This window comes from Sorangium sp. So ce302 (assembly GCF_051530145.1).
Taxonomy (GTDB): domain Bacteria; phylum Myxococcota_A; class Polyangia; order Polyangiales; family Polyangiaceae; genus Sorangium; species Sorangium cellulosum_B.
Genome location: NZ_CP150326.1, coordinates 12,400,199 through 12,420,407, shown reverse-complemented (window position 1 = coordinate 12,420,407; position 20,209 = coordinate 12,400,199). Strand labels below are relative to the sequence as shown.

Annotated in this window: 11 protein-coding genes and 1 pseudogene; 6 read left to right on the top strand and 6 right to left on the bottom strand. The window is 72.1% G+C overall.

Features of this window, described 5'->3' with window-relative positions:
• Positions 1-15: 15 nt before the first annotated feature.
• The 6 genes and pseudogenes from WME73_RS46970 to WME73_RS46945 all read right to left on the bottom strand — a co-directional run bounded on the left by WME73_RS46970 (position 16) and on the right by WME73_RS46945 (position 6,277).
• Positions 16-1,233, bottom strand: a complete 1,218-nt coding sequence (locus tag WME73_RS46970) for an STAS domain-containing protein (RefSeq protein WP_437742802.1) — start codon at positions 1,231-1,233, stop codon at positions 16-18.
• Positions 1,234-2,000: 767 nt separating this feature from the next.
• Complete coding sequence (locus WME73_RS46965) at positions 2,001-2,345, bottom strand: DUF4288 domain-containing protein (RefSeq protein ID WP_437742801.1); 345 nt, start codon at positions 2,343-2,345, stop codon at positions 2,001-2,003.
• A 400-nt stretch (positions 2,346-2,745) separates the two neighbouring features.
• Positions 2,746-4,265: pseudogene (locus tag WME73_RS46960) on the bottom strand (N-6 DNA methylase).
• A gap of 446 nt (positions 4,266-4,711) precedes the next feature.
• Complete coding sequence (locus WME73_RS46955) at positions 4,712-5,200, bottom strand: hypothetical protein (protein WP_437913853.1); 489 nt, start codon at positions 5,198-5,200, stop codon at positions 4,712-4,714.
• Entirely contained in the window at positions 5,191-5,448 is a 258-nt protein-coding gene (locus WME73_RS46950) for a hypothetical protein (RefSeq protein WP_437913852.1), read from the bottom strand. The genes WME73_RS46955 and WME73_RS46950 overlap by 10 nt, the downstream gene beginning before the upstream one ends.
• Positions 5,441-6,277, bottom strand: coding sequence for a restriction endonuclease subunit S (locus tag WME73_RS46945; protein ID WP_437913851.1), 837 nt, complete (start codon positions 6,275-6,277; stop codon positions 5,441-5,443). The genes WME73_RS46950 and WME73_RS46945 overlap by 8 nt, the downstream gene beginning before the upstream one ends.
• Positions 6,278-6,648: 371 nt before the next feature.
• Here WME73_RS46945 and WME73_RS46940 point away from each other — a divergent pair, with 371 nt between their 5' ends.
• The 6 genes from WME73_RS46940 (at position 6,649) to WME73_RS46915 (ending at position 20,165) form a co-directional block, all read left to right on the top strand.
• Entirely contained in the window at positions 6,649-7,443 is a 795-nt protein-coding gene (locus WME73_RS46940) for a hypothetical protein (RefSeq protein WP_437913850.1), read from the top strand.
• A 532-nt stretch (positions 7,444-7,975) separates the two neighbouring features.
• Entirely contained in the window at positions 7,976-9,421 is a 1,446-nt protein-coding gene (locus WME73_RS46935; protein WP_437913849.1) for a hypothetical protein, read from the top strand.
• Complete coding sequence (locus WME73_RS46930; protein WP_437913848.1) at positions 9,418-11,733, top strand: hypothetical protein; 2,316 nt, start codon at positions 9,418-9,420, stop codon at positions 11,731-11,733. The genes WME73_RS46935 and WME73_RS46930 overlap by 4 nt, the downstream gene beginning before the upstream one ends.
• Positions 11,669-12,718, top strand: coding sequence for a hypothetical protein (locus tag WME73_RS46925; protein ID WP_437742788.1), 1,050 nt, complete (start codon positions 11,669-11,671; stop codon positions 12,716-12,718). The genes WME73_RS46930 and WME73_RS46925 overlap by 65 nt, the downstream gene beginning before the upstream one ends.
• A gap of 332 nt (positions 12,719-13,050) precedes the next feature.
• Positions 13,051-14,853, top strand: a complete 1,803-nt coding sequence (locus WME73_RS46920; RefSeq protein ID WP_437913847.1) for an ATP-binding protein — start codon at positions 13,051-13,053, stop codon at positions 14,851-14,853.
• Complete coding sequence (locus WME73_RS46915; RefSeq protein ID WP_437913846.1) at positions 14,850-20,165, top strand: hypothetical protein; 5,316 nt, start codon at positions 14,850-14,852, stop codon at positions 20,163-20,165. Before WME73_RS46920 ends, WME73_RS46915 begins: the two co-directional genes overlap by 4 nt.
• Positions 20,166-20,209: the final 44 nt, after the last annotated feature.

Here is a 20,209-nt window from a genome sequence, read left to right as displayed (position 1 = left end):
CCTCGATGACGCCGCTCAGGGAGCTGGCTTCTTGCCGGGCGCGGGGCTCGCGGCGGAGGAGGCGCCCTGGGCGCCTGTCATGGCCCGGATGGCGTAGTTGAGCGCGGCGCGCAGGTTGCGTTGCGTGTTGAGCTGGGTGAGGTCGAGGCCGAGCGCGACCATGGTCTGGGCGACCGTCGGCTTGATGCCGGCGACGATGCCGTCCGCGCCGAGGAGGCGGATCGCGGTGATGAGCTGGATGAGGTGGCTCGCGACCCTGGTGTCGACGACCTCGACGCCGGTGAGGTCGAGGATGGCGAAGCGCGCCCGCTTCTCGACGATCTGCGCGAGCAGGCTGTCCATGACCTCGGCCGTGCGGACGCTGTCGACCGTGCCGACCATGGGGAGCGTGAGCACGCCGTCCCAGACCTCGATGATCGGCGTCGAGAGATCGCGGATCACCTTCTGCTGCGCCGCGATCTGGTCGAGCTGGATGCGCAGCTCCTTCTCGACGAGCCTGGAGTCCGACACGTCGAGCGAGACCCCGAGCACGCCGTCGATGCGGCCGCCGGGCTCGCTGCGGAGCGGGATGAGCCAGGTGTCCCAGTCGGCGCCGTGCGCCTCGCTGCGACCGCGGCGTACCTGGCCGTCGTACCATTTCCGCATCTCGGCGGCGGCCTCCGGGGTGGCCGCATAGAGGTCGTACACGCTGCGCCCGACGTACTGCCCCCGTGTCAACCCCGCCTTCGCGACCGCCTTGCCATCTTGATAGATGTAGATCCCGTCGCGGTCGAGCGCCCATATCGTCAAGGGATCCACGTGCTCGGCGAGGCCGTCGAGGATGCGTGCCTTGAGCCGGAGCGTGCTCAGCTCGCCGTCGGTCATCGGCGTCGCGGCGGCCAACGGCGCGGCCGCGGGCGCCGGGCGGAGCGAGCCGAGGACGGCGCTTCGGTCGGACGACCGGCTGGCGCTGCACGACAGCGGCCGGTACGCGCCGCCGCCGTCGCGCAGGCGCACGCTGAACGAGACGGGCTCGTCCCTGTGAAGGAGCGACGACCAGGCCGCCGAGAGCGCGGCGCGATCGTCCGGGTGCGCGAGATCCGCGAGGAGCGCGCCCCCCTCGACCCCGGGGCCCAGCGCCTCGCGGAGTCCGCCGCTCCCGTGGAGCAGCGCTCCGTCGGCCGAGGCGATGAAGAGCAGATCGGCAGAACGGGCGAAGAGCTCACCGAGCAACACGCTGGGGGCAGATTCCATCAGTCTCACGACTCCTCAGAGAGCAGAGAAGGATAAGTGTAGCGTGAACGGAGCAGGCTGCGAAAGAGCTCCCTGGCGGCCGTTATGCGATTGAGCCGGGAGAAACGCGCCACGACGTGGGGGCGCTAGCGCTAGCGTGGCGGGCGCTGCGCGGCAAGACGGTGAGCCGGCTCGCGGCTGAATAAGCTACGGCGAGGTGGGCCGAGGACGGGAAGGCGCCGCTTGCGTGGACCGGAGCGGGAGAGGTGGTGAGAGGTGCGGTGCTCGACGGCGGACCGCAGGTCCTCCACGATCTCTCCTGCGATCACGTCCGGCGCCGGCAGGTTCTCGGAGGTTTCCTGAATAAGGTCACCACACTATCTCCCTGTCGTGGGCGCTTGCCGCCGTGGATGCGATCGTCCTGGTCGCACCGGTGATCACCTACGCTTCGGTGCGCTAGCCTTCGCCTCTCGAGCTACCTCCTGAAACGACGGTCGTTCAGCAGCTTCTAAGCCTTCTTGTGGTCCGCTGTTGTTCCACGTCGGATCTCTCGGATCGTTGTCCACAGTAGCTGACCTGGGAACTCACGAAGAATGGATCCCTTGCAACATCTGCCGATGAACAACATCGCAATATCGTCGAGGTTTTCGTTCGTGTTGCAGCTCTGAGCCAGCGCGAGCGTGGGACCGAACAAGGGCGGAATCGGCGCAAGAATCCCCAATAGGCTTGAGAGCACAATCCCGACAATGACGGCCCTGCGCACGCTCCACCCCCTTGCAATTCATCTGTCAGTCGAACCTGCCGCCGAGCAACGGCTCGAACGCGTGGTAAGCCTCATAGCTCTTGAAGTGTCGCGCGTAGATGTCCGCGCCGTCATCAAGAGTGTCCGAAAGAACACGGCTTACATCCACAACGTGCTTCAGCTTCCAGTGAATCTCCTGCCCTAGAACATTGTTGAAGCACGTTTCATGCGCACGGCTGTGTTGCTCGGCGCGCGCGCGTGCCTGTTCCTCACTTTCGGCGCGCACCAGCGCGAAGCACTCTTCGTACATGGGGGTGTACGATGGGTCCGGCGACCAAGACTCGTAGAGTATAACGGCAACATAGAGATCGCTGTTCGGGCTGGATTCCATGGATGAACTCGCTTGTCTATGCGGCTTTGACCGGGAGTGTAACGCCGCGTGGTGCCGAGATCAGCCTGCCCTGTCGCGGGGCGCGGCGGTAGGGGCCTACCTGTCCGGACGCTTCCCTTTCCTCAAGTCGGCCACCTTCCACCGCGCAGGCGGCGGCCCCGTTGAAGCCGACCAACCAGGCGTGGCTGAGTAGAAGCCCGCGAGGTGCCGCGATCGCGCGCTCGCCGGCGTCCACCTCGACCCCGCGGCCGGTCCGCAGGCCGTGGCGCCACGCACCCCAAGCACACTCTCGTTGACGGTGCAGGACGGCGACGGCGGCAGGGTAGCTCAGCGGTCGCGAGCGGTCACACAGAGGGGACGCCCCGGGGGACGGACCGGGTGGGGTCACGAAGGGAGGTCCTCACGGCGAGGTGCTCCCGGCCGACGCTCGCGCCCTCAGATCGGCCTCCACCGTCTCGAACTGCTCGAGGGCGGCCCGCAGGTCCTCCACGATCTCTCCGGCGATCACGTCCGGCGCCGGCAGGTTCTCGGAGGCCTCCAGGCTCTCGTCCTTCAGCCAGAAGACGTCGAGGCTGCACTTGTCCCGGGCGATGAGCTCCGCATAGTCGTAGGCTCGCCACTGCCCGGTTGGATGCTTCTCGGAGAACGTCGCCCGCCGCTTGTGCAGCTCACCGGCCTTGTAGCAAGCGACGAAGTCGTCGAGATCGGCGCGCGCGAGCGGGTTGGTCTTGAGCGTGAAGTGCTGGTTCGTGCGGAGGTCGTAGACCCAGAGCTTCTTCGTCCACGGCTTCTCGCTGGCGGGCTTCTTGTCGAAGAAGAGCACGTTCGCCTTCACGCCCTGCGCATAGAAGATGCCTGTGGGGAGCCGGAGCAGCGTGTGAACGTCGCAGTCGTGGAGCAGCTTGCGGCGGATCGTCTCCCCTGCCCCGCCCTCGAAGAGCACGTTGTCGGGCACGACGACGGCCGCGCGCCCATGGATGGCCAGGATGGTCTTCACGTGCTGGACGAAGTTGAGCTGCTTGTTGCTCGTCGTCGCCCAGAAGTCCTCGCGCATGACGGTGAGCGCCTCGCGGGCTTCATCGCCCTCCTCCGTGAGGACCATCACGCTCGACTTCTTCCCGAACGGCGGGTTGGTCAGGACCATGGAGTAGCGGGAGCCCGGATCGGCGGCGAGGCTGTCCCGGGTCTCGATGGGCGGCTGCCCTTCGTCGGCGCTCGGCCCGATGCCGTGGAGGAGCAGGTTCATCGCGCAGAGCCTGGTCACGCCGGGGACGAGCTCGACGCCGCGGAGCGCGCCGAGCTTCAGGTGCTTCTTCTGCTCGCGGGTGAGGCTCGTGTGCGTCCGGACGACGTGGTCGTGCGCCGCGAGCAGGAAGCCGCCCGTGCCGCAGGCCGGGTCGCAGATCGTGTCGTCGGCCCCGGGCGCATGACCTCGACGATGGCCTGGATGAGCGGGCGCGGCGTGAAGTACTGTCCCGCGCCGCCCTTGGTGTCCTGCGCGTTCTTCTCGAGCAGCCCCTCGTAGGCGTCGCCCTTCACGTCGGCGTCGAGCGTCGTCCACTGCTCGCGGTCGATGAGATCCGCGACGAGGCGGCGCAGCTTCGCCGGGTCCTGGATCTTGTTCTGCGCCTTGCGGAAGATGACCCCGAGCATGCCCGGCTGCCGGCCGAGGTGGTCCAGCGTCTTGCGGTACTGGACCTCGAGCGCGTCACCGTCCCTGGCGAGCAGCGCGGGCCAGTCGTGACCTGCCGGGATGAACGGCTTGTGGTTCCACGGCGGCTGCGTGCGCTCGTGCGCCATCTTCAGGAACAGGAGGAACGTGAGCTGCTCGACGTAGTCGCCGTAGGAGAGGCCGTCGTCGCGCAGGACGTTGCAGTAGGACCAGAGCTTCTGGACGATCTGGGCGGAGGGGTTGCTCATTGGGTGTCTCGGCTCGCGGGACGCGGCTTTAGACGGGGCCGCTTGTCCACTTGACGCGAAAGGGGATGCTGTTGCACGATGACCCTCGGAGGCTCGGCCAAGGAGGTGCTTCGGCAGCTCCGAGGCATTGCCTCTTGTTCATTTTGTGACTTTCGCTGGCCATGTCCTTACGTCCTGCGGCGGGACTCGTAGAGATCCGGGATGTAGGTGATGCCGTCGATACGGATGTCGGCGGCTTGTACGGGGTACGCCATGTCCGAGGAGACGAAGAAGGGCGATGGCACCACCTATGCCGCTCGGTGTCTGCCAGTCGCGGTCTCCTCGACTCAGCAGGCTCCGCCGCACTACGCTGTGACCTTCGACGTGGTGCGCGAGCCGAGACCGAGGCGTTAGCGGCCAGCTGCGGCACCACATCCGTGTCGAGGAGAACCGGCCGCTCCGGCACGTCACGAGAAGAATTCCTCCAGCGCTGCATGGAATTCCTCCTCGGTGTCATCCATCGGAATCGCACCGAGGATGGCTGCGACGCCGGAGCCGGGCCCCTGCGGCACATGGAACCTGTGCAGGTGCACTGGCAGGTCGAGAGGCCGCGGCATCGTCGACCAGGCCGCCACGTCGCCCGTCGCCGGGTCGATGCGCTCGGCCTCGACGCGCAGCACCTTGCCAGAGGGCCGGAACTTGGCGATGCCCGAGACGATCGCCGGCTGGCCGAAGAGCCTCGCGAGGTCCGCCGGATCCATCGACTCGGCGGCGAGGCCTCGCAGGGTCTCACCCGAGGTGAGGACGAGCGTGAAGGAGCGATCGCCGTGACGGATCGCGTCGAGCTTGCCCCCGATCACGACGCGTCGGTCCTCCGGCGTTCGCTGGCGCAGCGCGCGGATCGCCTCGACGCCTCCCGGGTCGATACGAAGCGTCCGGCCGTTGATCAGCTCCATGCTGTCCACGCCATGGCGGAACAGGCGGCCGAGCCCTTCGAGGGTGGCCGTGCCCGGCGCGGTGCTGCGGCCGTCGATTGCAGGCGCGTCGCCTGCTGGGCTCCGTCGACGAGGATGTCGAGCAAGTCGCGCAGGAAAGGGCCACGCTGCGTCGCGACCTCCTCGCCCGTGAAACGGATCACGTGCCGGGCGCCGTCGAACTGCCTGCCGGACGCGGCGCGCTTCGTGGTCCTGGATCGTTCACCCATCGTCGAGCCCTCCCTCGTCCGCCTGGACCACCTTAGCGCGGCCCCTGCGGGAGGTCCTGCCCGCGCCGTTCGCGGGGGGCGCCGTCGCGCGCGCGGCGCGAAGCCGATCCAGCAGGGCGCTCGCCGGCTCGTCGTTCGGATCTTGAGGGACGAGCTTGCCCTCGAAGGCGCTCTTCAGGACGGATTGGCGGAGGAGCTGGGCGCGAGTGAGCTGGGCGCGGACGGCTTGCTCGACTTCCTCAGCGACAGAGAGGAGGCGATCGATCTCGGCCAGAATGCGACGCTGTTCAGAGAGGGGTGGAAGCGCGATGGGGAGTTCGCGAAGATTGTCGAGGTTGAGCCCCGGTTTTCCCGCTCCGTAGGCAACTTGCTCCAGCCGCCGACGCCCGTGCGTGGGTGACACGATCCAGGCATGGAGAAACGCGGCGCTCTCGACCAGAATCGGCCGAACGAGCCCAACGTGCTGGCTTACGTATGCCTCCCCCAAATCCATGACTACACTAGCTGTTTTCGTAACATTGGCACCAGTGATGGTAACGAGCAGATCGCCCTTTTTGACGCGTGTACGTGTTCCCTCCTCGCTTCCAGTCAGATCCACACGCGCCACGTTTTCAAGCACCAGACGGTCGGTCTTGATATCCTGTGTGCGAACCAAAAACGGACCAACATCGGAATAGCGATCCCCCCAGCCGCGTGACCCGCTCGTGACCAAGCTCGTGATCTGCCCGAGGCAAGTTCTTGCCCATCCTTCCGGAACCTGTGGCAATTCGCTCGTACTCGGCGTCTGCGGCTCCTCATACTTCGCCTTCCACCGATCGTCGCGAGCCACTTCCGGGCAGCATCTTCGGGACGAGTCATGGGCTGGATCCGGAAGCGTAACGAAAGCAGCAGGTTGGCGTCGATACCGAGGCGTGGTGGGGGAGCCATTCCCCCCGGAAACACCGGGTAGGACAACGACGCCGGAGCTGGCGGAAAGCGGGCGAAGGAAGGTGAACCCAGCGCTGGTGCAAAGGTGGAGAGAGATCGAACCACGGGTCGCGATCGCGGAGCCTCCCGGCGCCGCGCACTCCGAGGAGCTCTAGCCGGCAGCGGTGAGCATCGTTCCGGCTCTCGCCGGCTCTTGCGATGCGCTCGCGGATCAACGAGCCTGTCGGCCATGTTGCGGCCGTTCCGGCCGCGTTCCCCGACAAGGAGGGATGGATGGCGTCGAAATTGGTGACTGACAGGGACAAGTCCAGCCGCGCCGTGGCCGCGTCGGCCGAGACGCACGCCGAGGAGATCGCGAAGGGGATTGCGGCCGAGCTCGCGCCCTGCCTGAGGTCCGGCGAGAAGATGCCCGACGTGGCGTTGCTCATGCGCCTCGTCGCGCGCCGGCTCGCCACGGACACGGCCGCGCTCGTGGCGGCCGACGACGCGCACGAGCGCGAGCTCGCCGACGACGCCGCGCCCCGCGAGGCGCGCGACGAGGCGGCCGCCCGGTTGCGCTCGGTGCTCGTCGACGGGCGCGCCGCCGTCGACGCGGCGTTCGGGCCGGCGGGCCTGCGCAAGCTGCTGCTTGACGGGGCCGTCGCCGAGGATCCTTCCGTGCTCGTCACGGCCGGCGAGCGGGTCGCGAGCGCCCTGCGGGACGCGGAGATCAAGCTCCCGAAGCCGAGGCGCGCGTCGATGAAGCTCGATCGCGCCGCGCTCGCCGACGAGATCGCGGCCGAGCTGCCGGCGCTGAAGAAGGCGCTCGCGAAGGTCGCGACCGAGGAGCGCGAGAAGGAGGCCACGCTGCGCGCGAAGCAGAACGCCATGCGCAAGAGCGACAAGAGCTTCGGCCAGGGCGCCACGCTGCTCGCCGCGAGCTTCACGTTCGCCGGCCTCGAGGATCTCGCCGCCAAGGTGCGCCCCTCCGGCCGCAGGCCCGGCCGGACCGCAGCCGAGGAGGACGACGCGCTGCCCCCCGAGGAGCCCGCCTCGCCCGAATCGCCTCCGCCGCTCGAAGGCGACTGACCGCCGGCCGCGCCCGAGAGCGGCCCCTACGCTCCCCAGATCGCGCTGCCACGGCCGGGAAACGCGATGATCCCGCGGCGAAGCGCGCTCTGAACCGTTCCCCTCAGGCGTCGCCGCGGGCGCAGCCCTTCCGAAGCGATCGGCGGCCCCGGCGCCGCCGGACCTCGCCTTTCTGATGGCTCCAGCGTCGTCTCGCCCCGGGCACGTCGCCCGCGGAGCGGCTCCAGCGTCGTCTCGCCCTGGGCTCGTCGCCTGTGGACCGGCTGCTGCGTCGAGCCCCACACGTCCCTGCGTCCCCTGCGCTTCGGTGGACGGCGCTGGCGTCACCACGAACTCCCGTCGGATGCATCGGAAGACACCTCCCCCGTCCGGCGACGGTCCGTGCGCTGACGACGGACGACATGGCGCTCGAGGGCGTGCTCCTCGGCCGAGCAATGTCCCACCGCTTTCGTGAGGACGCTTGCACCTGGAGAACGTGCGGGCGAGCGTGCTTTGGCGAGAAAAGTCGCGGGGTGGAGGCAATGAGATGAGAATGGCGCGATTGGTGACGATCGTTGCGGCGGCCCTTGCCGCCCTGGTGCTTGGTGCGATGGCGCCCGGGTGCCTGTGGGATCGCGAGGAGCCCCTGAGCGGGAGGATCTGCGCGATACCGAATACCGGCGTCGTCGAGCACTGCGTCGACGCGAGCGAGGGCCCGGCCAGCGCGTGGAGCAAGGCCGAGGCGGACGGCGAGCTGCCGATATTCATGTGGGCGCGGTGGTCGGGTCGCGTGACGCCCGACGAGCTCATCGCGCACGAGGCGGAGCTCGGGGCCTGGTTCGACACCATCGATCGGGTCGTGTCCTATGTTCGCGGCGAGAAGAAGCACGCCGAGTCGCTCCGGGCGACGCTCCATGGCGAGCTCGGTAAGCTGCTCCGGCTCATCAGGGATAGCCAGGAGGAGGCCCTCCAGGCAGAGCCGATCCATGCAGCCGACAACTTCAACGAGGCGATGACCGGCAAGGCGAGCGCCGAGAGGGAGCCGCTCATCGCCGCGATCGCGGCGGACAAGCAGGCGATGGCTGCCGTGCAGGCCATCCTCGATCGAGCCAGGGACGAGGGCGCGCCGCTGCAATCCAGGTACGCGGGCGCGGCCGCGCGCTTCGCCGCCTACCGCGCGACCGAGGCGGCGGAGACGGCGGCGTACGCGGCGTTCTCGGCGCAGGCATCGCGATCGATGATCGACGAGCTCGACGGCGTGGAGCAGGCGGTGCTCGCGGCGGCGCGCGAGGCGAGCCGCGCGCCGAGCGAGCTCGCCGCGGAGGTGATGACGCTGTCGGCGGAGCTCCAGGCGCTCGCTGTCTCGTCGGAGGAGGCGCTCACGCCGCACAGGGAGTTCCTTGCGACGCATGGCGCGGCGCCGCCGGACATGACGTCGGGGGCACTGCGGTCGCTGAATGCGATGCTCGGGTATGTGCAGCGGCGGGTCGGCCGGAGCGACGCGACGGCGACGGCGCTGCTCGGCGGCATCGCGCTGCGCCGGCAGGCGCTCGTCGCACTCCAGAGGGACGAGGGCGCGCGCGAGGCGATCGCGCGGGCGCGGAGCCGCAAGGCGTCGGAGGTGTTCGGCGAGGGAGCGCGCGCGCGGGTCGCGACGCTCTCCGCGGCGCCGCCGGTGAGCGAGCGGCTCGGGCTGCCGCTCCTGGCCGAGCGGTGCGGGGAGCTCGTGGCGCTGGTGCAGATGCGGCCGCTCTGCGAGGCGGCGGCATCCTCGTGGCGAGAGGCGGGGTGCGCGGCGTTCCGAGGGCAGTTCGACGCCGCGGAGGCCGAGCTCAGGACGGGATTGCCGCAGAAGATCGCGGCGGGCCTCGCGGCGCTGCGGGAGCAGGGGATGGCCGCGGCGGAGCTCGACGCAGCGCAGGCGAGGCTCGACGCGGGCGACGTGAAGGGCGCTGCGATGGCGTATGACGCCGCCGTGCGCGGGGCGGAGGGGACATGAGAAGCTCCAAGAATGTCGTGCTGCGCGGGCGGAGCGCCTCGGTCTTCATGCAGCTCGCCGCGATGCGCGGCCGGAACGCCGCCGCGTTCCAGAAGCTCGTCGCGCTGGTCACGATGCTGGCGGTGCTGGCGCCGTCGTTCGCATGGGCCGGCAGCCGCACGCCGTACACTTTGCGCTGGAACCAGCGCCAGGACGTGACCTCGTGCGCTATTGCCGAGCTGGAGCATGAGGGCGAGGCCCTGTTCGAGGTGAACCAGACGCCCCTGCCCACGTACTCGGCACCGGACGCGCTGCAGCTCGAAGCCGACGGCGCCCAGAACAACACGTTCGAGGCGGAGTTCGACTCGGTGCTGCTGCACACGGGCAGGAACGGGTTCCACTTCGTGGTTCACACCGTGAACGGCGGCGACTGGTGTACCCATGCGCACGAGGTGGTGCACCTCGTCTCGGAGCCGCTCGGGCTCAACAAGCCGCTCTTCGACGTCCGCCGCGATGGGACCGGATTCGAGGGCGACACCGACGTGGACCTGAGCCTCGCGGAGGTCAACCCGGCGCTCGCGCGCGACATCGCGGAGCTGGAGGTCGCGATCGGGAAGCTGATGGAATCCATCCTCCGCAACGCTGCCAAGGTCGCCGACCTCCGGGCGAGGATGGACCTCTTGCGGCAGCTCGATCTGGAGCTGCACGACCTTGTGAACCGGCCGCTGGACGAGATCTCGCGGACCGACCTCGACGCGATCCTCGACCGGTACAAGGACGTGGTCGACGCGGAGACGCGGGCGGCGATGGAGCAGCTCGTCGACGACCTGAAGAAGAGCGTCAGCGACCTGGAAGACGAGCTCGCGCGGCTGATCGACGAGTTCGGCGCGCAGGCCGACGAGGTGGCGGACCTCGCGACGCAGGACGCGCGCGCCGAGGGGTGGAACCCGGACGACCCGTGGGCGTACGCGCTCGGGGAGAGCGAGGTGCCGTGGGTCGAGGTGCCGGACATCGCGGAGGTGGAGGGGGCGTTCGAGGAGGGGAGAGACCCGTACGCGGCGTATGCGGACGGCGTGATCGCGGCGCTGGAGGCCGACGTGAGCGGCGGGGTGGTGGTCGCGCGGGCGGACTTCGTGGCGAACGTGCGGGCGTGGCGGGCCAACAGCGCGGCGCTGGAGATCGCGCTGCGCGACCGGATGGGCGTGTCGCTGGCGGAGACGAACGCGTTCCTGAAGGCGCAGAACCGGATCACGGCGGTCGTGCGGCGGTACATGGATGCGTCGGACTGGTTCGTGGACACGCCGGTGCCGGCGGACCTGCGGGCGCAGGTCGACACGGTGCTGAAGCCACGGTTCGATGCGCTCGCGGACCAGATGAAGGACAACCTCAACCTGTGGACGGGGGGCGGGCTCGACCTGGAGCAGACGCAGCTCTACCAGACGATCAGCGCGTTCGCGGGGGCGATGTCGACGGTCGCCGAGGGGTTCGAGGCGTACGCGGAGGTGATGCAGACGCTGGTGCATGCGACGACGCGCATCGGGGTCGGGTTCGTGCCGGTGGTCGGGCCGGCGCTCGACCTGTGCGAGGCGGTCACCGGGAAGGCGTGGTGCTTGCCGTCGGGGGAGGAGCTCAGCGACGAGGAGCGGATCTTCTCGGGGGTGGGGTTCGGGCTCGGGGCGATCGGGCCGATGTGGCGCGCGGTCAGTCGCGCCGGCGGGCTGACGCCGGATGCGATTCGGGTTGCCGAGGAGATCGCGCAGATGGGCGAGGAGCTCGCGACAGCACTGCGCGCACCCCGACGCACATCATACAAGACGCTGCGCGGGGCGGTCACCACCAAGTTTATCGACGCGTTCGAGCGCAGAGCGGCCAAGTTCCTACTGGACGATGGGCGGGCCTTGATCGGCGTTGGCGACGACGGCGTGCGCACGGTGCTGGGTATACCGAGGACGGCTCCTCCCTACAGCGACATCGCGAAGGCGCCCGATTTTGTGACGGTGACCCGAGGGAACAAACTGGCAGTGAGCGAGGCGAAAAGTGGGACGCACGTCCAGGAAGCGATCAAACAGTTGACGAACGCTCTGAAGGCGCTGAAAGAGAAGGGGCTCGCCGGCGACATCACAAGAGTCGAGATGATCATCAAGAAGGGCGTGGCGTTCGACGATCACAACAAGATTATCAAGAATGGCTATTTATTCGACAAGGCCACAGGCAAGACCGTTCAGATTTCCGGAGAGGGTTTAAGCATTTTGTCAGGATCATCGAGATATGAGCGAGTCAAGCGGTCAGCGGGTTTTGAGGGAATCAACCCCTTCGTTCTTCGCGTGGTGTGACGAGTCGGATAGAATCGACGCATTTGCAGCGGCGCTGTCGGCTCTCGTTCACCCGTGGCGGTTCTGTAGCAGCCTGTCGATATTCTCGACATGGCATGATGAGATTCCTATTGACGAAGTCGCTGCGACGCTGCATGCCCAGTTCGGCACGGACGCGTACGCTTGGGCGTCCTTCGGCGTGACGCTAAGCTCCGGACGTGGGCTAGGCTTCAGCGGCCACTGCTGCGGCGACGGGCAGCTCCGCCGCGGCGCCTCAGGTCCTCTCGGCATGTCGCCGTTCGACAAGGAGGAACTGCTCCCGCTTCGCCTGCCCGTCGGCTTGCTCGCCAACGCGAGATCGGTCGAGATTGAGGCGGCCATGGCGTCACTCGTTGTCCAAGAGGACGTGGAGGATCTCCTGCTCCGCCTATGCGCGCCAGGCGCGAGCAGGCGCGTAACGACCGGAGGATGTACGAAGCTCGGGCACTGGGGCGCCCCGATCGAAATCGGCGCGACCTACCACGCGACAGCCACGGAGGTCGTGCGTGATCTAGCTCTCTCGTGGGTGCACCTGCACGACGGCGACAAGGTGGAACGCGCCGCGGGGTTGTCGATGGACGCGCTGCGTGCGCGCGTCGACGCTGCTCCGCACGGGGCGCGCATCGCAGTCAAAGGCGGCGCTGAGGTCTCGCGGGAAGCAGTGCTACGGGCCGTTGATACTGCACCGGAAGTGCTTCTCGACGCGCTTGAGGCGTCCGCGCTCCCGGACGATGAATGGTGCGCCGTGGAGCCCTATGCCCGCGAGGTCATGAAGATAATCGCAGAGGGCGCGCCCGCGCACGACGTGGACCTCACCACGCGCAAACACGTCCGGTTTCTCGAGCAACACGCCCCCTACCACGTGCGGCGCCTGCCGAGCGGCGGCGTGGTGCTGGCGACGCACCCGTACCGCACGCTGTGGCCGCTCTGGGCCGACGCCCTCTTTTTGCTGGGCATCACGTCCTGACGCGACTTGCCCGCCTGCTCTCCCTCTCAGGTTCCCACCTGGATATGCGGGACGGCGCACCCCTCCCTGAGCGCGCGGAGCGCGCGATTTGGGAGGGGCGGACCGCGCGCAGGCGCGGAGCGCCGAGCACGGGCCGGGGGTGGGCATCCGCTCACAAGGCTGCACGCTAGACCAAGACAGGACTCGACCCGAGCGCCGCGCGGTAGAGGCCCCCAGCAGCCTTCCCGCCCTCCCGCCCAGGACTCCGGATCTCTCGCAGCGACTCCACCCCTCCAGCCCCGCAGGCACCCTTCCAACCGCGGCTCCCCCCGTGTGATAGCCTCGCAGGACGCATGGCCCCCTACCGCTCCTCTCGCGAGGACCGCGCCGCGCCCCCGCCGCCGCCCCCGGGCCCGGTCGCCGACATGGTGCAGCAGTTCGCCGACCCCTACGCCTTCCTGCGGGAGCTCGTGCAGAACGGCATGGACGCCGGCGCGCGGAAGATCGCCGTGCGCGTCGAGACGCTGCCCGGCGCGTGCGCGACCTCGGTCACCGACGACGGGTGCGGCATGAGCCGCGAGGACATCGAGGGCCCGCTGCTCACCCTCTTCAACTCGTCGAAGGAAGGCGACGCGACGAAGATCGGGAAATACGGCGTCGGCTTCGTCTCCGTGTTCGCCCTCCAGCCAGAGCAGGTCGACGTCGAGACGTGGCGCGACGGAAACGCATGGCTCCTCCGGCTGCACAGCGACACGAGCTACGAGCTCGAGGACGCCGGCCCGCGCCAGGGCAGCGGCACGCGCGTGACCCTGATCCAGCGGCTCGACCGGGAGGCGTTCGTGGAGCACGCGCGCCGCGCGCACGCCGCGCTCCGCCGCTGGTGCCGCCACGCCGACCGCGAGATCACCCTGAGCATCGCAGACCACGAGGGGGGCTCCCGGACGGGCGCCCTGCGCATCGACGCGCCGCTCGCCATCGCAGCGCCCGTCTCCGTGACCTCCGTCGAGGAAGAGACCACCGTCGTGGTCGGCCCCTCCGCCGGCGCTCAGCACCTCGCACAGCCCACGAGCGGGGACCCCGCCGTCGAGCACGGCCAGAGCTTCGCCGGCTTCTACAACCGCGGGCTCACCCTGTTCGAGACCGCGGACGAGCTCTTCGGCGGGCTCTCGGGCGTGCGGTTCAAGGTGATGAGCCCCCACCTCCAGCACACCCTGAGCCGCGATAACGTGCGCCGCGACGACGCCTTCTGGGAGGCGATCGCGCGCGTGCGCGAGCTCGTCAAAGGTCCGCTCCGGCGCGAGCTCGCGGCCCGCCTCCCGCAGGCCGCGGCCGCGGCAGCCGCCGGCGAGGCCGAGGGCGCCGCCGCCTACGCGGCGATGCTGGAGGCGGCGCTGTCGCCGCCGACCGCGCTCGATCCGGACGAGATCCCGTTCCCGCTCGCGAGCCCCGTCGCAGGCGACCGGAGCCGCGCGGGGCTCCGGGCGCTCACGCCGGGGCGCGAGCCGCTGCTCGTGGCCAGGCGATCCGACGCGCTGACCGCGGCCATGGCCCGCAGCGGGCTGCCCGTCGTGCTGTGCAACCACCCCGCGACCAGGGCGCTGCTGAAGCGGTGCTTCCCGGCGGCGCGCGTCGAGAAGGCGCACGCCGCCTACCTGCTCGTGCGCGAGGAGCGCGAGGAGCCGAAACGCGCCCGCGCGGCCGACGCGGTGCTCCTCCAGGTGATCGCCGACGCGCTCGCGCGCGCCCGGCACGGGGTCGCCCGGGTGAGCCTCTGCCAGGTCGAGGGCGCCCTCCGCCAGCGCAGCGGGTTCCTCCTGCCCGGGAGCGGGGAGCGCGCCGGGCCCGAGCAGAGCTGCCACGCGGCGCGCGAGGTCGTGCGCCGCGCGGCGCGCTTCCCGCCCGGACACGCCCTCTACCTCAACATCGAGAGCGACACCGTGGCCCTCGCGCGCAGGCGCGCCGCCGTCGACGCGGTGACCGCCGGCAACCTGCTCGCCCGCGCGCTGCTCGTCGAGGCCAAGGGGCCGCTCGATCCCGAGGACAGCGACCGGCTCCTCGACCTCTCGGCGAGCCCGCCGCCGCGCGCGGGGGCGGCGCGCGGCGAGAGGGCGCCCGCAGGCGGCGCGCGCCCCGCGCCGAGGGGGTCGCCGCGATGAGCCGGATCGTCGCCCGCGGCGCGATCCGCGTCGATGCCCGCCGCGCCGTCCAGAAGCTCAGGGAGCACCTGCTCGTCGACCTGGACCTCTACCTGCTCGAGCTCGTCCGCGCCGCCGCGGCCGGGGGCGCGACGCAGATCGATCTCCGCTACGACGCCGACGACGTCGTCGTGACCTTCGACGGAGAGCCGCCCGACGGGCCCGCCCTGGCGCGCCTCCTCGACCACGTGCTCAACGCCGCGCCCGACGCCGCGTCCCGGAGGCTCCGCCTGCTCGCGCTCGGCGTGAACGCGGCGCTCGGGCTGCGCCCGGCGCGCGTCGACCTGCTCACGACGGGGCCGTCCAGCGAGGCCAGCGGCGCGAGCTGCACGCGCGTGCGCTTCACGCCCGCCCTGATCGAGGTGCCCGCCGAGGCCCCCGCGCCGGCCGCCGGCCCCGCCTGCGACGAGGTCCCGAGGCCGCCCGGAATGCCCGCGGCCGGCCTGCGCATCGAGGTGCGGCGGAGGCTCGGCTGGTCGGTGCTCCGCCGGGCGATCACGGGCGATAGCCCGCCCGAGCTGGCGCACCTCGCCGCGGCCACCGGCGATTTCCCGATCCCGATCGCGCTCGCCGGCGAGCCGCTGCGCCGCGCTCTCCCGAGCAGCGACCTCGCGGTGCTCGTGCGCGTGCCGTTCCACGTGCGCGGCGCGGCGCGCGCCGCGCTGGAGATCGTCGCGCCCCCCGAGCCCGAAGGAGGTCCGGCCAGCTCGGCGCCCCGCTCGCGCCCCCTCGCCGCGCCCATCTCCGCTCCCCTGCCCTCGGGCCTCCCCGCCGTCGACTACCTCGAGCGCGGCGTGCGGCTCGTCCGCGAGCGCTGGAGCTTCGATCCGCGGTTCCCCTCGGCGCCCTACCAGGGCGTCGAGCTCCCGGTCCGCGTCGTCGTCGACGCGGACGCGCTGCCCACCAACGCGTCGCGCTCGGCGGTGCGCGAGGACGCGCCCCTCCGCGCGCGGCTCCGCGAGGCGGCGGCCGGCGCGCTGCTCGACGCCATCAAGGCCCTCGCCGCGCTCGTCTACGGCGAGGGCGCGGTCCCCGACGGCGCGCTCGTCGTCGACGAGGACAGCGGCCGGCTCGCCGACGCGCTCGCGGCCTTCGCCTGCGTCGCGACGGGGGCAGCGCGGGCGGGCGCCGAGCTGCCCGCCGAGGCGCAGGCCGTGCGCGAGCTCCCGCTGCTCCGCGACGGGCGCGGGCGGCCGACGTCGCTCGCGGCGCTCGACGCGCACGATGGGCCGCGGCTCTTCCTCTTCCGCGGCGACGCGAGGCTCCCGAAGGAGCTCGCCCCCTGGGCCGACGACGTGGTCTGGAGCCCGGGGGGTCTCGTCGAGCGCGCGCTCGCCGGGCTCCCGCTCGCCGACGCCGAGGCCATGATCGAGCAAGCGAAGCTCGGCGCCGAGCGCCGCAGGGCGTTCCTCCTGCACGCGACCGGCGATCCCGTCGTGCCGCCCTCCCCGGAGCACGCGTTCCGCGACGCCTTCCAGGTGGACGAAGGGCCGCTCGCCGGCCTCCGCGGCGAGCTCGCGGTCTTCGCCGACGCGCACGAGCCCCCGCGCGGCGCGGAGGTCCGGGTGTTCGTGGAGGGGCGGCACCTCGAGACCGTGGAGCTCGATCCCGCCGCCGTCCCCTTGCCCGTCGAGATCGCGCTCGCGTGGAAGGGGCGCGTGCGGCCGCGGTTCGCGTACGACGGGGTCGAGCGCGACGCGCGCTTCTGGCGCGCCGTCCGCCACGCGCTGAAGGTCGCGCTCGCCGCGGCCGACCGCGAGGCGAAGCGGCTCTTCGGCCCGGGGGACGCTCGGCCAGGCGCAGGCTCGACGACATCCGCGCCTGCGCCCGAGAGCGAGCTCGCGCGCGTGAGGCCCGCGCTGCGCGCCGCGATCGGCGCGGTGTTCTGCGCGCCTCCGCGCCTCGGCCCCGGGGACGGCGGCCCCGGGCGCGGAGGCGGCGCGGCGCCGGCCCCGGACGACGGCCTCGCGCCCTCGAGCTTCGAAGGCCTCCTGGACGCGCGGATCTGGCCCACGCTCACGGCGGGGTTGTTCGTCAGCCTGAACGGCCTCTCCGTGCTCTCCCGGACGACGCGCGGCCTTTGCACGGCGCCGCCCGAGGCGCGGGGGCGCGCGCCCGACCGGAGGCCGGTGCTCGCCGTCTCGCAGCGCGAGCTCGACTGGCTCGCCGCCGCGCTCCCGGAGCGCGAGCTCGTCCCCTACGCCCCGGGGCTCTTCACCGAGGACGAGCTCGCGGCGCGAGGGCCGGCGCGGCGGCGCGCGCTCGCGGCGTCCCTGGAGAGGCTCGGGGCGATCCCCGCCGGCGCGCCGGTCCTCGAGGTCAGCGGCCCCGGCTTCCTCGCGCTCGCCACGCCGAGCGACGCGATGGTGGAGGTGTGGCACCACGCGTCGCGGCCCCTCGCCACCCTGGAGGCCGCGCCGCTGTTCAGCCCCGCCGCCATCGCGATCGACGACGACGCGGCGGCGCCGAACAGCGCCTGGGACGGCCTCCTGTCGCCGCGCAACAACGCCGCCGTCCACGCGGTCGAGTGCGCGCTCTGCGAGGCGCTCGTGGCCGCGCTGGAGGGCGACGCCGCGGCGCGCGCGCGGCTCGGTCTGCGGGGCGATCCGCGCGGCAGGCCCGACGCCCGCGTGAGCGCCTACCTCCTCGACAGCGTGCAGGCGCTCCAGGCGCGCGCGCGGGCGCTCAGAAGCGCGCCCCTCGAGGCGGCCCGGAGCGAGCTCGCCGCCCGCATCCGGCGCCTGCCGCTGCTCGGGATGCTCGACGCGCGCGGCCAGGAGGTCGCGTGCTCGCTCGAGACCCTCGACGCGACGCACCCGGCGCCCGCGCCGATCCCGGTGCTCGACGCGGCGCCCGGCTTCGAGACGCTCTCCTGGCACCCCCTCGTCGCCCGCAACCCGCGAGAGCGCGCGGCCCTCATGCGGTGGGCCGGCGGGCGCGCCCTGCTGGCGCAGAGCGGGGTGCCGGCACGGCGGCAGCGCGCCGCGGCCGAGCAGGAGCGCCGCGCGTCCGCCGGCAAGGCGCTGCAGGAGCATGGCCCGCGCGGGGCCGCTGGCCCGCCGCGCGCGCCGCTCGCGCTGCCAGGCGCGCCCTCGCACCCGCTGCTGCGGGTGAGCGCCGCCGCGCTCGGCGTGCCGGGGCTCGAAGGCGAGATCGAGATCGTCGAGGGCCCGGTGTCGGACGCCCGCTTCGTCGGCCCCGACGGCGCGGAGCGGCGCGTGGAGGTGGAGCTGCCGATCCCGCTCCGCCTCCTCGTGCGCGCCGGCGCGGCGGACCCGTCGAGGGACGCCTCGCGCGCGATCCTGACGCGCCTCGCGAAGGCCGCTGGCCGCCACCTGATCGCGCTGGCGCCGCGCTTCGACGAGCTGCCGCCGTTCGCGCGGGGCCACGCGCGCCGCGCCGTCCTGAAGACGCTGGCCCAGGGCAAGCGCGTCGTCGCGGAGGCGGCGCGCGCGCAGCTCTTCCACGACATCGAGGGGAACCTCTTCTCGCTCGACGACCTCCGGCGCGAGCCGCGCGCCGAGTGGCTGTGCACCTCGACGCCGCCGCCCTACCCGAAGCAGCGCTACGAGCGGCCGGTCCTCGCGCTGAGCAGGCCCGAGCGGCTGCAGCTCGCGACCGCCGTGATCGTCAACGATATCACCGACGCGGTCGCGCGCGATCGCGCGGCCGAGGAGCGCCTCACGGCGCCGCCGCTCGCCGCCGTCGGCCTCGACGCGGCCGCGCGCGCGGCGTACTTCGCGATCCTGCCCTTCGAGCGGCCGGCCGGCGCGCAGGAGGGCGCGCCGCCCGCGCACGGCGAGATCGGCCTGCTCGCCCCGGAGCACGCCGGGGCGGCGGGCATCGCGGTGCACGTGGGGCGCCGCCCGCTCTGCGCGCTCGACGCCGGCGACGGGTGGCCCCTGTGCGCGGCCGTCAACGACGACGCGCTCGAGCCGAACCGCGCCTTCGACGGGCTCAAGGCCCGCGGGGACGCGTCGAGGCTCCGGCAGGCGGTGCGCGACGCCGCCGCGCGGTGGATGCGCGCCCGGCTCGCGCCGCCCGGCGACGCGCTCGCGACGCGGTGGATCGACGTCGCCATCACCTGGCCCCGGCCGCTGTTCGTGACCGGCGCGCTGTGGCTGCCCGCGCGGTGGCCGCGCGCGCCCGAGGTGCTCGTCGCCGCGCCCTCCGCGGCGATCCTCGGCGAGGGCCGCGGGGGCGGCGAGGAGCGCGACGGCGGCTTCACCCCCGTCGCGCTGCGCTGCGGGACGGGCGTGGGCTCCGGGACGACCGGCGTGGCCCCGCTCGCGCCGGTCGAGGGGAGGCTCCTCGTGTGGCCGCTGCGCGAGGGGCGCTGGGACGCCATCGCGGAGCTCGCCATGGAGGCCGCGGCCTCCATGGCGGCCGAGCTCTCGGATCAGGCGGCCGCAGCGCCGTACCTGTGGAACTTGCACCTGCTCGGCCGCCTCTCCGGCGGCAAGCTCGCGGCGCGGACCGCCTCCGGGGAGAGCGTCGGCCCGGCGGCGGTCCGCGCCGAGCTCGTGGCGAGCGGCTGCCTGTGGATCTCCGATCGCCGGGGGAGCGCGGACGGCGATTTCCCGGACGGCTCGCCGCCGTTCGTGCTGCTCGACGACGGCTCGCCGCTTGTCGAGGTGCTGCGCCACCGCGCCGCCCCCGGCGCGCTGCGCGAGCTCGGCGCCCTCGCGGCGACGCCCGCCCCGGCCGTGGCGATCGCGGCGGAGATCGAGCCCGCCTCCGGGACGGGTCTTCCCGCCGCGAGCGCGGGCCCTCCCGCCGCGGGCGCCCGCGGCGCGGAGGCGCCCGCGGCCACGGGCGGCGCGGAGGCGCCCGCGGCGGAGGCGCCGCCCGACTCGAGCGGCGCGCGGGCCTGGGCGATCGCGCTGTGGCGCAGCGTGCTCGGCCTGCTCGGCGGCGAGGCGGCGCCGGTGCCCGGCGCCACGCCCGAGGGGGAGGAGGCGGCGGCCGGGAGCCCGCTCGCGGCCGCGCTCCACGAGGCCATCGTCCGGATGAACCTCGAGGGATCCCCGGTGCGCGCCGTCGTCGAGGGCCGCTCAGGGCGGCCGATCCGTTACGACGCGAGCCGGAGCCACATCGTCGTCAACACCGAGCACGAAGCGCTCGCGTGGCTGCGCGCGCGCGGGGCGCCCGACCCGGCGGCCGTCGCGCTGCTGGCGGCGGCCGCCGTCGGCGAGGTGAACCGGGCGCTCCAGTCGGTCACCGACGCGGAGGAGCGCCGGGCGCTCGATCATCTGCTGCGCTCGATCGGGTAGCGCGCGCGGGCGCCCCGCTCCCGGCGTTGCCCGCGCGCCGCCGG